The 15,065-nt window shown below is 51.2% G+C and carries 16 protein-coding genes; 6 read left to right on the top strand and 10 right to left on the bottom strand.

Annotated features, from left to right (window positions below; translation table 11 throughout):
• Positions 1-11: 11 nt before the first annotated feature.
• The 3 genes from C7820_RS07630 to C7820_RS07640 are packed head-to-tail and all read left to right on the top strand — an operon-like array spanning position 12 to position 2,389.
• Positions 12-593, top strand: a complete 582-nt coding sequence (locus tag C7820_RS07630) for a fatty acid metabolism transcriptional regulator FadR (protein WP_076165412.1) — start codon at positions 12-14, stop codon at positions 591-593.
• 26 nt (positions 594-619) lie between these two features.
• Positions 620-1,387: an electron transfer flavoprotein subunit beta/FixA family protein gene (locus tag C7820_RS07635; protein ID WP_116230425.1), complete on the top strand. Its 768-nt coding sequence runs from the start codon at positions 620-622 to the stop codon at positions 1,385-1,387.
• Between the two features lie 27 nt (positions 1,388-1,414).
• Positions 1,415-2,389, top strand: coding sequence for an electron transfer flavoprotein subunit alpha/FixB family protein (locus C7820_RS07640; protein WP_116230426.1), 975 nt, complete (start codon positions 1,415-1,417; stop codon positions 2,387-2,389).
• A gap of 137 nt (positions 2,390-2,526) precedes the next feature.
• Here C7820_RS07640 and C7820_RS07645 read toward each other — a convergent pair whose 3' ends face one another.
• Both C7820_RS07645 and C7820_RS07650 read right to left on the bottom strand, forming a co-directional pair.
• Positions 2,527-4,200 carry a DUF4091 domain-containing protein gene (locus C7820_RS07645; protein WP_116230427.1) on the bottom strand — a complete coding sequence of 558 codons (1,674 nt, stop codon included), beginning with the start codon at positions 4,198-4,200 and terminating at the stop codon, positions 2,527-2,529.
• Between the two features lie 94 nt (positions 4,201-4,294).
• The gene (locus C7820_RS07650; RefSeq protein WP_116230428.1) at positions 4,295-5,047 is read right to left on the bottom strand and encodes an MBL fold metallo-hydrolase; all 753 of its coding nucleotides are present in this window, start codon (positions 5,045-5,047) and stop codon (positions 4,295-4,297) included.
• Between the two features lie 136 nt (positions 5,048-5,183).
• Here C7820_RS07650 and C7820_RS07655 point away from each other — a divergent pair, with 136 nt between their 5' ends.
• Entirely contained in the window at positions 5,184-5,612 is a 429-nt protein-coding gene (locus C7820_RS07655) for an Lrp/AsnC family transcriptional regulator (RefSeq protein ID WP_116230429.1), read from the top strand.
• Between the two features lie 89 nt (positions 5,613-5,701).
• Here the strand turns inward: C7820_RS07655 and C7820_RS07660 are convergent, their stop codons facing one another.
• The 4 genes from C7820_RS07660 to C7820_RS07675 all read right to left on the bottom strand — a co-directional run bounded on the left by C7820_RS07660 (position 5,702) and on the right by C7820_RS07675 (position 8,748).
• On the bottom strand, positions 5,702-6,901 hold the full coding sequence (locus C7820_RS07660) for a DUF4179 domain-containing protein (protein ID WP_116230430.1): 1,200 nt from the start codon (positions 6,899-6,901) through the stop codon (positions 5,702-5,704).
• The gene (locus tag C7820_RS07665; protein ID WP_116230431.1) at positions 6,876-7,460 is read right to left on the bottom strand and encodes an RNA polymerase sigma factor; all 585 of its coding nucleotides are present in this window, start codon (positions 7,458-7,460) and stop codon (positions 6,876-6,878) included. Before C7820_RS07665 ends, C7820_RS07660 begins: the two co-directional genes overlap by 26 nt.
• A 217-nt stretch (positions 7,461-7,677) precedes the next feature.
• Positions 7,678-8,160: a nitroreductase family protein gene (locus tag C7820_RS07670; protein ID WP_116230432.1), complete on the bottom strand. Its 483-nt coding sequence runs from the start codon at positions 8,158-8,160 to the stop codon at positions 7,678-7,680.
• A gap of 12 nt (positions 8,161-8,172) precedes the next feature.
• The gene (locus C7820_RS07675; RefSeq protein WP_116230433.1) at positions 8,173-8,748 is read right to left on the bottom strand and encodes a nitroreductase family protein; all 576 of its coding nucleotides are present in this window, start codon (positions 8,746-8,748) and stop codon (positions 8,173-8,175) included.
• 566 nt (positions 8,749-9,314) lie between these two features.
• On the opposite strand from C7820_RS07675, the gene C7820_RS07680 reads away from it, so the two are divergent.
• Positions 9,315-9,878: an NAD(P)H-dependent oxidoreductase gene (locus C7820_RS07680; protein WP_116230434.1), complete on the top strand. Its 564-nt coding sequence runs from the start codon at positions 9,315-9,317 to the stop codon at positions 9,876-9,878.
• 84 nt (positions 9,879-9,962) lie between these two features.
• Here the strand turns inward: C7820_RS07680 and C7820_RS07685 are convergent, their stop codons facing one another.
• Entirely contained in the window at positions 9,963-10,322 is a 360-nt protein-coding gene (locus C7820_RS07685) for a winged helix-turn-helix transcriptional regulator (protein ID WP_116230435.1), read from the bottom strand.
• Positions 10,323-10,452: 130 nt separating this feature from the next.
• A complete protein-coding gene (locus C7820_RS07690) occupies positions 10,453-11,286 on the bottom strand; it encodes a discoidin domain-containing protein (protein WP_258875158.1) in 834 nt (277 codons plus the stop codon).
• A 422-nt stretch (positions 11,287-11,708) separates the two neighbouring features.
• On the opposite strand from C7820_RS07690, the gene C7820_RS07695 reads away from it, so the two are divergent.
• A complete protein-coding gene (locus tag C7820_RS07695) occupies positions 11,709-12,647 on the top strand; it encodes a tyrosine-type recombinase/integrase (protein ID WP_116230437.1) in 939 nt (312 codons plus the stop codon).
• Positions 12,648-12,740: 93 nt separating this feature from the next.
• Here the strand turns inward: C7820_RS07695 and C7820_RS07700 are convergent, their stop codons facing one another.
• Positions 12,741-14,180 (bottom strand): sulfatase family protein, encoded by a 1,440-nt coding sequence (locus C7820_RS07700; protein ID WP_181908961.1) that lies wholly within the window; start codon positions 14,178-14,180, stop codon positions 12,741-12,743.
• On the bottom strand, positions 14,173-15,060 hold the full coding sequence (locus C7820_RS07705; protein WP_116230439.1) for an AraC family transcriptional regulator: 888 nt from the start codon (positions 15,058-15,060) through the stop codon (positions 14,173-14,175). The genes C7820_RS07700 and C7820_RS07705 overlap by 8 nt, the downstream gene beginning before the upstream one ends.
• Positions 15,061-15,065: the final 5 nt, after the last annotated feature.

Genomic DNA, 15,065 nt, shown 5'->3' on the forward strand with positions numbered 1-15,065 from the left:
GGGGTGGCCTGATGACAAGTAGAAAATTGGAAAAATATGAGTTGATTTTGGATGCAGCCTTAAAAGTAATCGCGGAGAACGGCTATCACGGCTCCCAGATTTCGAGGATCGCCAAGGAGGCAGGCGTCGCGGACGGTACGATTTATTTATATTTTAAAAACAAGGAAGATATCCTTATTTCTCTGTTTCAAGCCCGTCTCGGCAATCTGGTCTCCATGTTCAACAGCAGCGTGAAGGAAACGAATACCGCCGATGAAGCTCTCCGCAAAGTTTGCGAAATTCACTTTACCGAGCTCGAAAACAACATCAATCTGGCTTATGTGACACAAATCGAGCTGCGTCAGAGCTCGCTAGAGCTGCGCAAAGCCATCGGGCTTGTCGTCAAGCCCTACATTCAGCTGATTGAGCATATCATTGAACAGGGGATTGCCGAAAAATCGTTCCGCGCAGACCTCGATGTCAAACTGACGCGCCTGCTGATTTTTGGGGCGATGGATGAAGTGGTCACCTCCTGGCTTATCTCCGGCCGAAAGTATTCCCTTTCCGCTCAGGTGGATAAGACAGTTGAGTTTTTCTTAAAAGGTTTAAAATAACGCGTTTGAGAGAGGAGCTTGTCCGCATGAATATCTACGTTATGCTGAAGCAAACTTTCGACACGGAGGAACGAATCGTCATTTCAAATGGACAGATTTCCGACGACGGGGTCAAGTACGTCATCAATCCGTACGACGAATATGCGGTAGAAGAAGCGTTGTTGCAGCGGGATGCGCACGGCGGTACCGTAACCGTCGTCTCAGTGGGACCGGAGCGCACGGCCGAGGCGCTGAGAACGGCACTGGCCATGGGCGCCGATGAAGCCGTGCTCATTGACGGCGACAGCATTCCCGGCGACGAGTTCAGCATCGCTACAGCGCTGGCGGCCTATTTCGGCCAGCAGTCCGTAGACCTCATTCTAGGCGGCAACTTCTCTGTGGACTCCGGCGGAGGTCAGGTCGCTGTAAGGGTAGCCCACCTGCTGGGCCTGCCTCACGCTTCCTCGATCACGAAGCTGGACATTGCCGGCGGAAAAGCATCCGTGCAGCGGGACGCCGAAGGCGATACCGAATCGCTGGAGGTCGCCCTTCCTGCGGTATTCACCGCGCAGCAAGGGCTTAACGAGCCGCGGTATCCGTCGCTGCCCGGCATTATGAAGGCGAAGAAGAAGCCGTTCCAGCGTCTCGGGCTTGGCGACCTCGGCCTGACCGAAGTAGAAGTAGCCGCTAAAACGAACCGCCTCTCCCTCGCCCTGCCGCCTGAGCGCAAGGCCGGGCAAATACTGAAGGGAGACCTGGCCCAGCAGGCAGCGGATCTGGTCCAGCTGCTGCGTACCGAAGCCAAGCTGATTTGATGAAACCGATAAAAGGAGGAATCCCGAATGAGTAAAACGTTTGTGGTCGTAGCTGAGGTCCGCGGTGGCAGCCTGCGTCAGGTTTCTTTGGAAGCGCTTCAGGCGGCCTCCATTGCCAAAAATGAAGGAGACGCCGTCGCTGCCGTGTTGATCGGGTCGCAAATTACGACCCTTGCTGCAGATCTGGCGGGCTATGTAGAAGGCAGGGTCTACGCCGTGGACCACCCCGAGCTGGAAATCTACAACGCTGAAGCTTATTTTGATGTCGTGAAAAGCGTGTTTGAACAGGTGACGCCTGACGTGGTCATCCTTGGCCATACGGCATTGGGCCGGGATCTTGCGCCGAAAATCGCTGCCCATTTGGGTGCCGGACAAATTTCAGACGTGACGGCGATCGAGCAGAACGGCGGCGAAGCGGTCTACACCCGCCCGATTTACGCAGGCAAAGCGTTCGAGCAAAAGTCGTTCACCGGCGGCCCGCAGGTCGTGACGATCCGCCCGAACAATCTGTCTCCCGCACCAAGCGTATCTTCGCCTGGGGAGATCATCGAGATCGATTACGCCCCTTCTGGCTCCCTCCGCTCGATCGTAAAGGACATCGTGCGCAAGACGTCCGGCAAGGTTGACCTGACCGAGGCAAAAATTATCGTTTCGGGCGGCCGCGGCGTCAAGAGTGCCGAAGGGTTCAAGCCGCTTGAAGAGCTGGCGGATGTGCTGCACGGCGCGGTGGGCGCTTCCCGGGCGGCCTGCGATGCAGGCTACTGCGACTATTCGATGCAGATTGGCCAGACCGGCAAGGTCGTGACGCCGGAGATCTATATCGCCTGCGGCATCAGCGGCGCGATCCAGCATTTGGCGGGGATGAGCCAGTCGCGGGTCATCATTGCGATTAATAAGGATCCCGAGGCGCCGATTTTCAAAGTGGCGGATTACGGTATCGTCGGGGACCTGTTCGAGGTCGTGCCGCTCCTCACCCGCGAGTTTCGCAAGGTGCTGGTTTAACGGCTCGTTGGACGTGATGAAGCCCCATATTTCCAAAAAACAAAAGCATTCGTCAGCCGGTTCACCACCGGTCTGACGAATGCTTTTTCCTTGTCTTGTCGTGTTCGATGCGGTGATCAAAGGGACAACGCCGCAGCTCAGACGTTTGCCGAAGCTAAAGCTTCTTTAATCTTCCGGTTCACCCATTCGCGCTTGGCGATCAGCCATTCTTCTTCGCGCGGGTAGCGGCTGAACGTGATCGGCTCGGGCAAATCTTCTTCCAGCGCCTTCAGCACATTCTCCCTGCCGATTTTCGATTCGAGCAGCTGGAGTGCACGCAAATCCTGCAGCGCTTCGTTCATGACCTCAAGCCGGATCGATTCGACCGGCACGCCGCCCGGTCCCGGATATACAATAAACGGATCGCCTGACGGAAAAGCTTTACCGGCATCGGTCGTCTCGTATGGGTCAATCTCACCTTTGGAGTATTGCGAATAATAGAAGTTATAACCCCAATGCAAAAATCCGGCGGCGTCAAACTTGTACAGCTGGTAGCCCAGAATCCGATTGCGGGCCGAAGGGAAGCACATGAAGCGGTTAGCCACCTCTTTATATTGGGAACAGCAATAGTACGTCCAGAGCGGCTGGACGTTATGCTCCAGAAACGGCTCGATATGGTTGCTGGCCGGAATAGGCGTTTTCACCAAACCATTTTCGAAAAAATCATAGTCCGACAGGGCGTCGATGATCGGGAATCCTTGCAGCAGACCGCCCAGCAGCTTGCTCGCATAGCCATATGACTCCAGGTGATCCGCCCCGGGTTCATCGGAAATGTGGAAATAGCTTCGTTCCGACAGGTTATTGGCATGAATCCATTCCGTTAGTGCCGGAACAAACTGCTCCAGGAACATACGATACGTTTCACCGGTGGCATCGGTTTCCCATCCGAAAATCTTCTGTAGATTTCCGTCAACGGATGCCATAATCTTCGGTGCATGCTTCGCGCCCCACTGCGTGAACAAATGGGAAAATTCAAAATAGCGGATGCCCTTCTCATCGCACAGCTCAACCCATCTTGCGAGCCGGTCAAATCCGAAAGCATATTGATTTTCCCCTGTGACGGTCACATCCACAAGCTGAACCGTCGGCCGCTCTCCGCCGACCTCGGTGTCCAGCGGCGGCGTAAAGACGGGGGTCAGAATCATGTTCATGCCATGCTTTATGGCCGTATCAATGAATTGACCGATCACCTGCCAGTGTTCTTCACTGAATACGTCCAGCTTGTAATAGGTCGCCAGGCAGTCTGCATGGAACCATTCGGTATGTATCAGCTTCTGGGGAGGCAACTCCTCCGGAATCATCTCCAGCTGGAAAGTCTCCTCTCCGGCAACTTCCCCATCCCCGGATGTAAAACGGACGGTGATCGGGTAGCTGCCCGCTGGAGTCTGACCTTTCGTCTGAAGCGTGATCCAGACACTTTGCCACTCTCCCGGTGCAGCTGCAATTGCTTGTTCTTCATCCAGCGGATACAGTGGATCCGGAAATAATCCGGGTTCCGCACGCAGGACATGTTCATCATGATCCGGATATACGGGAAAACCGGACGGCACGAGGCCAACCCGGCGTACCGTAACCTGCAGTGCAGCCGGCGCGTCTACGATGACCCTAAGATCATTTACCGGGCTGTCCGCTCGGTAAGCAGCTTGAAAAGCATACGTTTCGTTGCTGAGCATCGACCCGCCTGTCACGGGATGTTCGGTTCCCTGTCCATCGGGAAATACTTTGGATAACGAGCTGAGAAGCCTGGTCTGAAATACTTGATTCTGATTCATTGAGCCAATGATCCCTCGCTTTCAAACGGTATGCTGTATCCTTCGCTGTCCGCCCCCGGCATCCTCTTTAAAAAACCCAAAAATAAATATTTTTTTAATCCGCAAAGATTTCCCCATCTTCCGGAATGATTACCCGGCTGCTGTATCCCGCCTTCTCTATTGCATCTTTCAGATCATCCCTCGTTAAAAAGCAGTGATTGATCGCTTCCATGTGAACGGCAGCCACCCGGGTATCCGGTTGATGACGCAGAACGGCAAGCACGTCATTCACATCCATAATGATCGGATCCCCCGTCACGAAGCGGGCACCGCCGGCATTAACGATCGTCAGATCCGGCTGGTAGGCATCAAGCGCCTCTTTAACATCACGGCACCATATCGTATCGCCTGCAATGTAGACCGTCGGCTCGCCTTCGGCTTGAAGGACAAAGCCGCACACAGGCCCCATCTGTTTCCCGATTTCTCCCGTTCCGTGCTGACCTCCGGTACGAGTCACAGTGATTCCTTGAAACGTAACGCTGCTTTCGACCGGTGTCGTGCCGGTAAACCCGGCTGCCCGGATCTCACCTTCGTCCTCCGGCTGGCAGAATACCGCCGTCTCCTTGCTGATTTGCTTCTGGGCAGGCTCATCCCAGTGATCCGGATGCCGGTGGGTGACCAGCAGCGCATCCGGCGTCACGAGCTTTTCCACCTCCACTGGCAGGGGTACCCGCGGGTTGCGGAGTTCGTTGGCGGTATTGATTACCGGCGGGTTGGCCTCCTTCTCGCTGAACATCGGATCGACGAGAAGAGTTACACCGGCATATTCAATAAACAATGTGGCATTGCGGATCAATTGAATTTTCATTTCCATTCACTCCCGGTTTGGTTTATGATTCTGTTATTCACGATACCAGTATAAAACAGGAAAACGTGTTCTTTACATAGCCTGGCGAAACGATATTGGTAGCTATATTTTCACGGTGAAAGGAGTGAAGGGCAAGATGAGCAAACAAGATATCGATGAGATCGACCTTAAAATATTGCAGCTGCTGGTGGAAAATTCTCTCCAGTCCAACAAGGAGATCGGAGAAAAGGTACATCTCACCGGTCAAGCGGTGGGTGCCCGCATCCGGAAGCTCCAGGATCTGGAAGTGATCGAGGGTTATACGCTTCGGTGCAACCCGGGCAAGCTCGGACTCCAGGTCAGTGCTTTTATTACGGTCTTTATGAAATCTGCGGATACGCATACTTCGTTCCAGCATTACATCCAGCGTACCCAGCCCATCGTGGAGGCACACCGGATCAGCGGTGAAGGCTGCTACCTCCTTCGGGTGCAGGTGCCAACCCCTATGGACCTCAATGACCTTCTGGGCGAGATGGTTCAGTTCGGCAATTATAAGGTCAATTTGTCCATCGGCCAGCTAAAATAGCCCATCAAAAAAAGAGCTCCCCATCCCTGTTCGAGATGGAATAAGAGCTCTTTTTTTGCAGAGTTTATAACCTTTTTTTAATTGGCTTGTTACTTGACGACCGGAATCGTCATTTCGAGATCTTTATGATAAGTTTTAACCGGTTCCCCCTTACTGTCGGACACGTTGGTCCAATCCTTTTTCACAGTCAATGTATAAGGCTTGATCTTAATGGAGGTCGGCGTTTTGTCAAACGGCTTGTAAGCCTCATCTTCATGATATTCGGTACCCGGTCTGCTGTTGAAGTATCCGATCAAGTTCTGCTGCACCGGATTTCCATCCTGGTCCACGATGTCGTAGTACATTTTGCTCGGGCTTAAATCTCCTGTTTGCTCTGATGTCGCAGGAACGCTGCCTTTGCTGTCCAAAACCAGACGTGTCGTTACCGGCGTCAACTCAAGCTGCTTGACCGTATAGCTGAAGCCGCCGCTGCTTTGCGTTTGATTCGGATGAAGGACGACCGAACCTTTCGCCAGGTTTTTGACCGGCACGACGAATTCAAACGACTCTTTGATCCCGGAAACGTTCAGTTTTACGGACATGTCGAATGCTTCGGGGAGGTTCATTTCAGACAGGCCCTTCAAAATTTCAAACATGGCCATATTGTGGATGTCTTGTCCGTCCTCCGTTTTGCCTACATCTTGTGAGAACATGCCGAAAAATTTGTTTTTTCCTTGAATGGTGACATCCGGCATATAGATATACCCTTTTTTCTGCTGTTCCAATGGAACGGTTTGGATCAGGTTCCCCTTCTCATCCTTCGCCCCTGCCGGTGGATAAGGGGAGATCATCGTATCGTCGTCCACGCCTTGACGTTCAATGACAAATGCAAGCCGGTTTCCATCAAACATCACCTCTTTAATGCTGAGCGTCACCCCGTCCTTGGTTACGCTGAGGTTCGGTGCCGTTGTCAGACCTGTCGTGCTGGCTTGCCGCAAAGTGCTGTCCGAATTGTATTGGAACACACTGCCGATCCACGGCACGTTTTTCAAGGCATCCGCCATAACTGGGGACACGAAGCCGCTTCCCATCACCACACCTCCAAGCATGGCTACAGCTGTTACGCTAATCGCCGCCTTTTTCTTCCAGGTTCCTCTTCCGATACGTTCGCTTCTGCTGGATCTACTCATCTCATTCAGCCTCTCCATAATTTGATTGGCGTAGCTTTCTTGCGGCATTTCCTTTTGCTTAACCGTTCTCCGCAAATGCGCCATCAGCTCTTCTTCAGTTAGATCTGACCATTCGTTCATGGGTTACCCCTCCTTTGATCTTCTTTTGCAGAATCAGTTTTTTCCGGACGCGTTCGAACTTTTTGCGCAGGTTCGCCGGTTTGCAGTCCATAATCTGTCCGATCTCTTCGAAGCTGTACTGCTCCACTGCCCGCAGAAGTACGAGATGCCTTTCTTCAGGCTTCAAATTCATCAGCAGCTCTTCCACCTCTGGTACGCTGTCCTTTTGGTGCTGATTCTCCAACTGCCGAATCTCTTTTTGGAGAGATAACGTCTTCTTTTGCCGGCTCTTCTTTCTGGCCATATCCATGCAATGGTAGTAAGCAACTTTGTACAACCATGAGGAGAAGGAAACTTGGTGCTCATATTTATGGATGGATTGATACACCTTGATGAAAATTTCCTGCAGCGCGTCCTCCGCTTCCTCACGGTTCTTCAAAATGTAATAACAATACGTATAAATCTGACGCTCAAACGTACGGATGATGTCGGCAAATGCCTGCTTATCTCCTTGTTTGACGCTTTCTACAACGCTCTCGATAGGTTGTGTCGACTCATCCCCGGGGTTGAGGTATTTCATGGCATCACCTCCCTTGTTGTCCCATCCTCACCCTGTATAACGTTTGGCAGGCTGCCGAATGTGACATCGTTCCGAAATAAAAACGTCCCTTTTCGGAAAACATGCTTTCCGGAAGGGACGCTGAGAAGGATTTGGATCTTTGACGTACTCCTTTGAACATTCCCCCAATTAGATGCATCAGGAGCGAAAAAGGTTATGCAGCTTGAACATTTACCAATTACAGTAACTCAAAGTTAAGATCCGGTGAATGAGCAGCGGTTACCGGCTCTATTGGTGGTTCCAGATAACCCAATTCCAGAACGGCGACGATCCGCTCTTCTTGGTGAACACCATAGCGATGGGCGGATGTTCGATCATAAATCCAGTCGTTCATCGTCATTCGGACGTGGAGCTTACTCTCTTGAGCAAGCATATGGAAATTTTGCATAAGGCAGCATGCGGCCGCGAAATCTTCTTCCCTTTTATGAGGATCGCGCTCTTCTTTAATCACCAGGATCAAATAAGCCGGCGCCTCCTCCTGTAATCCGGCCATGATGTCTGTGCTACCTGACCCGATAAATATAAAACGCCACGGCTCCCGCAGTCCGTCGTTCGGAGCCCATACGGCCACATTTAAAAGATCGAGGATATGACTTTCAGGAACGGGCCGATTGCTGTAGTTTGATGTAAGTCCTGTATTTGAGACACCGGTGATGTTCATGAGTTCGCCTCCTTATCCCGTTATGATCGTCCATTTCTTTTCTGCACGTGTCCTGGCTCTGGCTTTCGGCATTTTGTCAAAATAGCCGAGGTGTAAAATTCCCACCAGTTTCTCCGTTGGTTTCATTTGGAAAAGGTGGAATAACTCCCGGCTCTGCATCATCGGCTCCGTGTCCCATAGGGTACCAAGCTGCCGCTGCCAGGCAAGCAGCTGGAAGTTTTGCATGATCCCGCAAACTGCAGCATAATTCATGTCATTTGTCCTTCTGTCCTCGTTCGTGCTGGCAATAACAGCCAAATGACCGGGTATTTCCGTTACTCTTTTTCGGACAAAATCCCGAATTTTTTCCGGCAGCCATTTGACCAGTTTGTTCTTCACCAGGGGCTCAAGCATGCAGACAGCAAGACGCTCCCTGGATTCCGCCGTTCCTGCATATACGCACCTGTAACTTGCAGCCTCGCCGGAAGGATAAGGATACAAGCCCTGCGCTTCCCGGAGCAGCTCCCGCACAAGTTCCTGATCCACCTCGGGAGAGGATTTAAACCTGCGGATGCTTCTGCGCTCTTGGATGATTGTCGCCCATTCCATGATTCGAACCCTCCTGTTCATTCAGACTTGAAAACCGCCTATGATGTGCTTCCCCCACTCCTGACCAACGCATTACAGCCTCGCGAATCACTCGTCGTTTCCATGTACTGCATCCCGGCTCGCTGTTATGAGTTGGTTAAAACAATTTGTTTCATTTGAAACAAATTATGAACGTGAAAGAAATGTTACTAATACTGCCTTAAACCTATTCATGGAATGATGTGATTTTTTGAATCAATCAGTCCCTTGAATAAGAAAAATGTATGCTCTGAATATATAATAATATGGTTGTAACAGTTAAAACTATTCCGATTCTCCAAATTATTTATTCATATGAAACAATATAATTGTATAGATTTACCCGACTCCTGTCAATTCCGTTTCATCGCTTGTATCGGCCATCCAGCTTGGATACGCCGACGTAAGTCGTTAAAAGGCTTCTGTTCGACGCTGTTCACACTTACCAGGATGTTAGTACCTGTATTAAAAGTGCGTACTTACAGCGTGGCGAGGTATTTTTTATACTCAATACGAAGTCATTATCGAACAAAAGGAGGACCAATCTGATGAAAACCTTAGTGATCGTATCGCATCCAAGCATTGAAACGTCCGTCATTAATAAACGGTGGGTCCAAGAGCTCTACAAATACCCGGAAAAATACACGGTCCATGACTTGTACAAAGCTTATCCTGACCAATCCATCGATGTGGAAAAAGAGCAGCGTTTGGTGGAGACGCATGACCATTTGATGCTGCAGTTTCCAATCCAGTGGTTCAACTGCCCGCCTCTCCTCAAACAATGGCTGGACGAAGTGCTGGCATACGGCTGGGCTTATGGTTCGAACGGTGGCGACAAGCTAAAGAACCGCAAAGTCGCTCTTGGCGTCTCTGCAGGGATCAAAAAAGCGGATTACAGCGAAACAGGCAGGTACCGGTATACACTGGAGCAAATATTGGTTCCGTTTGAAACGACCTTCCGGTACTGCAATGCGGATTATCGTTCGGTTTTTGCATTCTACGGTACGGAGAGCGAGCCTGGTGAAAATGTGCCGGGAGCGGAAACCGATCAGCCTGTGGACGAACTGGAACAAAGCGCGCAGGACTATTTGAAGTTTATCGACTCCCTCTAAACCAGCAAATGGATTTGGCCATTAAAAAAGAAGTATCTCCCTGTACGGGAAATACTTCTTCTAATGAGCCGTATTACGGGATGCCTATCGCTGAACAGCCTCAACGCCGGGAACAAAGTTGTTCTCCCCCCACTCGCACATCAGATTCAGGACAGGGATGAGGGAAAGACCCCGTTCGGACAACGAATATTCGACCTTCGGGGGAACCTGAGGAAATTCCTTGCGTATGACCAGGCCATCCGCCTCCATTTCTTTTAACATGACGCTAAGTGTTTTAAAGGAAATGGTTCCGATACTCCGCTGGAGTTCATTAAAACGCATCACTTGATGTTCGGACAACCAATACATAATGATCATTTTGTATTTGCCGCCGATTAAGGACAGCGTATATCCAAATCCGGTGTCTTTGAGCTTAACGCCGCCCGGAACACAGGTTTCACGCACAGGAGCACCTTCCTTTCGCCAAGACGATCTGTCTTCATTATATATGCTAAGTTCTTCAGCGTAAAAGGATGTGCAGGGGATAAAGGCCGCTTGTCCGGTAATCGATGCTTACCCATCAAAAGATGCTTACCTATACATTTCTGCCGTATGCCTCAATCTGCGTCAGGGCCGGAAACGGCGTCTCATCGCCTTTGATCAATCGCTTGAGCACCAGCCATTCGACCGTGCGGGGAGAGATGTCAAAGTATTGGATGCTGCGGATTTTTGCAGGATGGAGCTGCTCCTCTGACCCGTCGGAAAAAGCGACCGTTACTTCTTTCCACCAGCTGTCATGCGGAAAATCGCCCCGCAATACGAGACCCAGCCGGTCAAGCTGTACCTTACGTCCGAAATCCAGTGTCAGCTCGGCATCCGGCTGCTGGTTAATTCCCCAGGATTGATACGGGTAAGAACCGTGGCTGTAATTGGCATAGACGCCGTCGATGGCGTTGCGGGCAAAGAAGGTAGGGTCGTTTCGAGTTTCGACATTCGCGTGAGCATGCGGAAAAGCGCCCGAGTCCTGCTTCTGGTCATGAGGGTTTAATGCCAGATTACAGTACTGGCTGATCTCATTCTCCGTCGCATATCGGGCAGTAACATAATGCTTCGATCCGGCAAAAGCGTTCTCGGGATACGCTCGTTTGTACACCAGCGGAATCTCGTATTCCCATGTGGTTCCCTTTACATAAATTAAAGACGGATTGAGCGTCTCATCCATTTGAACCACGATATACGAATCCGGCTTTTCCATCGTGACTCTAAACCTGTCGCCCTCGGCGTACTCCACACGCTGGCAGGCCAGATACGTAAACCCTTCTTCTTCCCGTTCCATCAAATGGACATGCGTCGTTTGCGAATCGTTGTACTCCTCCGTCCTCACTTCATCTTGACGATTCAATAACTCGAGCTTGATTGTCGGCATCATCGTTCTCTCCCCATTTCAGAGTATCAAATGAACTTGATTGGATTGATATAAACTAATAAGAACATTATATACCGGTTCATATGAACCCTAAAGAGATTTTTTAAGATTATAGAATTTATAAATTTCAGCGAAGCTGAACCATTCTATAATCGCAAGAAAAACTTCAGCTAAACGCGGTCTGACTTCTTTGAAGTTACGTCGATAGACGTTTTTCTTATCATCACCTGCTGATCCTTCAGCTTCATTGGCCAAAAAAATGGTTGTAGAGCGTACGACAGACCCATAATCGGCCTAAAATCCGGTCCCCCGTTTATTTGTGCCAATAGAGCCCTAACTTATCGGTTTTTTTGTTATACTAAAATTGCATTAAATCTATATTTAATGCAATTTATCTTTAAATCGATCAGGTGGGTGCCAAGCTGATGAAATATACGGAAGTTTTTGAGCAATATGAACGCGAAACGAAGTTGTTTGTTTCCTATATGAAGGATCGTGAATATTCACAAGAAACGCAGAATGCTTATTTTCATGATCTCAAGCATTTCTTGACGTCACTGGACGGCAAAGCGGTCTCGGAAGTTTCAGAGATTGATGTGATGTATTTCCTTACTCGTGTCCGTGAAAGCGGCGCAGGCGCCCGGTATCGCAACCGGTGCCAGTCGGCCATCCGCCTCTTTTATAAAGTCATGATTCGATTCAAGCTAACGGACCATAATCCGGCCATGAATATTGAAAAAGCAAAGGTTGAGAAGAAAAAACAGCCCGTGTATCTTCAAAAGCAGTTTCTCGATGCATGCCTGGGACTGGTTGAAGGAAGATATATGATTCGGGACGTTGCGATCGTTGCCCTGATGGCCTATGCGGGACTTCGTGTCAGTGAGATCGTGAAGTTAAACATTTCGGACTTCGATCAGGAAGGGAATAACATCGGTGTGCTCGGAAAAGGCGGGAAATGGCGCTACATCCCCCTCCCTGCTGAAATGACCAACTTACTGCAAACCTGTCTGAGCGAGCGGATATCTCCCCGGAATCCCAAGGAAACGGCCTTTTTTATTTCCCAATTCCGGCGCCGTATCAGCAAACGAATGGTTCAGAGTATCGCGGAAAAGACCTTTCAAGCCCTGTTCGAAAAGTACCCGCATTTATCGGGAAGGACGCTGTCCGCCCATAAGCTGAGACACTCCTTCGCTACGGATCTGCTGCACAACGGAGCCGACCTGCGGACGGTTCAAGAGCTGCTTGGCCATGAGGATATTTCCACGACCCAGATCTACACTCATGTTTTGGATGAGGCCAAAGAGCGTGCGATGAATAATATCCGGCCGGCCATTCCAGGGGAGTTGTTGAATGGACAAGCTTAAACGGGCGGCAGAATTTATTTGGGAACGCAAAAAACTCCCGAATGACACCGACCTGAGCCGTACAGGTCTTTTCATTGGGAGGATGGTAAAAAGCTAACCTTTAAGCGATCCGGTCGTCCGCTGGATATCGTTCAGCTTGGCGCCGCCCAGCAGCTGCCTCTGCATCCACTGGTTCGAGACGAGCGCATCCCCGTCCGCCTTTAGCTGATAATACAAGCGAGCGCGAAGTTCTTGCAGGATGCCGGCATGCTCCGCTTCGCTGACGACATTATTCAACTCGCCGGGATCAGATTGCAGGTGATACAATTCGTCGATATCCGTTGGATTCCAGATGTATTTCCACTGCCTGGTCCGGATCATACGCTGCGTATACAGGCCGAACTGCTGACCGTTGTATGTAGATACAACCGCGTCCCGCCACGGCTCAGTCAGTCCCTCACCGGTTAGCAGAGGAAGCAGCGATTTCCCCTGCAGATGGCAGGGGTCACATAACTCAAGTCCCAGGATGGACAGAAACGTCGGAGGCAGATCCAGAAAATTATACACGAAATCATCGCAGGTTTGCCCGGGATGCCGAACGCCGGACCAGCGAATGATAAGCGGCACCCGAACGACGTCGTCATATAAAATATAATGCTTATCAATCATGCCGTGCGAGCCGCACATGTCACCGTGGTCAGCGGTAAAGATGACCATCGTATTCTCTGCGGCCCCTGTGCGTTCCAGCGCATCCAGTACTTTGCCGATCGCATCGTCGAGCTGGGTGATCAAACCGTAGTAGCGGGCAACAATGGGCGCCCAGTCATCCCATGTAAAATGCTCAACGCCCCAGCTGAGCTGCTGCTGCCGCTGGATATATGGCTTGCCCGCCAATGAATCCCTGAATCCTTCCCACTCCGTCACGCCTGCAGGGTCGTACATGTCGGCAAACGGCGCGGACGGCCTGCACGGCAGGTGAGGTTCGGAGAAATGCAGAGCCATGTGCCAAGGCTTCCCGCTGGTTTGAAGGCATTCCAGTTCCTCGGCTGCACGGTCTGCAAACCAATGCGTCTTTGCGTCTTCCAGCGGAATGGGATTACTCTCGCCAAAGTATCCGTTTGTAAAATGCACGTCCGGGTACTTCTTCTTGGCATATTCGTCATACTCCGCTTCACCGAGATACGAATGATATCCGTAGGCCGTCGCATCGTAATCGGGATTCACACCCCATTTCCCCAAATAGGCACAGGAATACCCGTTCTCTGCAAGCGTCCTCGCCCAGGTGTAGGCGTCAGGAGGCAGCGCCGCAACAGGAAGCGCCCCGCTGTAGTTCCACAAGGCGCCAAACGTTTCCGGCCGGCTGCCATAGAGCAGGGACTGCCGCGCCGGGCAGCAGACCGGCAGGACGGAGTACGCATGTGAGAAAGCTGCGCCGCCTGCAGCGAGCCGGTCCAAATTCGGCGTGCGGACCGGATGCTTACGACTGTAGCCCACGCAGTCGTAGCGAAGCTGGTCCGCGGTGATCAGCAGTACATTGGGACGCTGATTACGCATGGGCACCGCTCCTGAACTCGCTCGGTGAGCAGCCGGCATGCCGCACGAAAAGCCTGCTGAAGAACGACGGATCGTCATAGCCGACGCTGGCGGCCACGGCAATCACCTTCTCGTCCGATTCGGTCAGCATCCGCTTGGCCCGTTCAATCCGGATTTCATGGAGGACGTCGAATACACTCTTGTGGAATTCTTCCCTCATGATTCGGTTAAGTTGCCGTGTACTGACGTTAAATAAACCGGAAAGGGATTGGAGCGTAATTTTTTTATCGAAGCTGCGCTCCAAATAACCATAGATCCGGCGGGCTGTCATCACCCGGTCCAGCTGGCGCGGCGAAGCATAGCTTTTACGGCTGTGCATTAGCGCGTAATATCGAGAGAGGAGCACGAGCAGCTCCACCAGCTGAAGCTTGATCACCGTCGTATGCCCGAGGACGCGCGCTCCGATTTCCCGGATCATGCTGTCAAGCAGCGTAAGGACGGAAGCTGCTTCCTGTCCGAGCAGGTTTAAATGATGATTGAAACGGACGTCATGCTTCAGGAAGGGATGCACATAAAAGTAATCCATCGAAGTGGTAATCTCCAGCTCCCTGAGCAGCGCGTCCGAAATGAAGGACGGCATGAACAGACAGTTGATGATTTCCATCTTCTCGCCTTGCTCCACGTCATAGGCATGCGTCTCGCCCGGATTGATAATGAACACGTCTCCTGCCCGGATGTCATAACGCGTTCCTTGAAAGATATGACTCCCTTTTCCCTTCACAACATAGACGAGCTCGACGAATTCATGCCCATGCTCGGCAAGCGATCCCTGCTCGGTCCGTGTGATCCAGAACGGAAATTCTTCCTTCATGTAGCCCCGGCTATTGAGAATTTCCTGCACACCGC

The organism is Paenibacillus sp. VMFN-D1 (assembly GCF_003386155.1).
Taxonomy (GTDB): Bacteria; Bacillota; Bacilli; order Paenibacillales; family Paenibacillaceae; genus Paenibacillus_AQ; species Paenibacillus_AQ favisporus.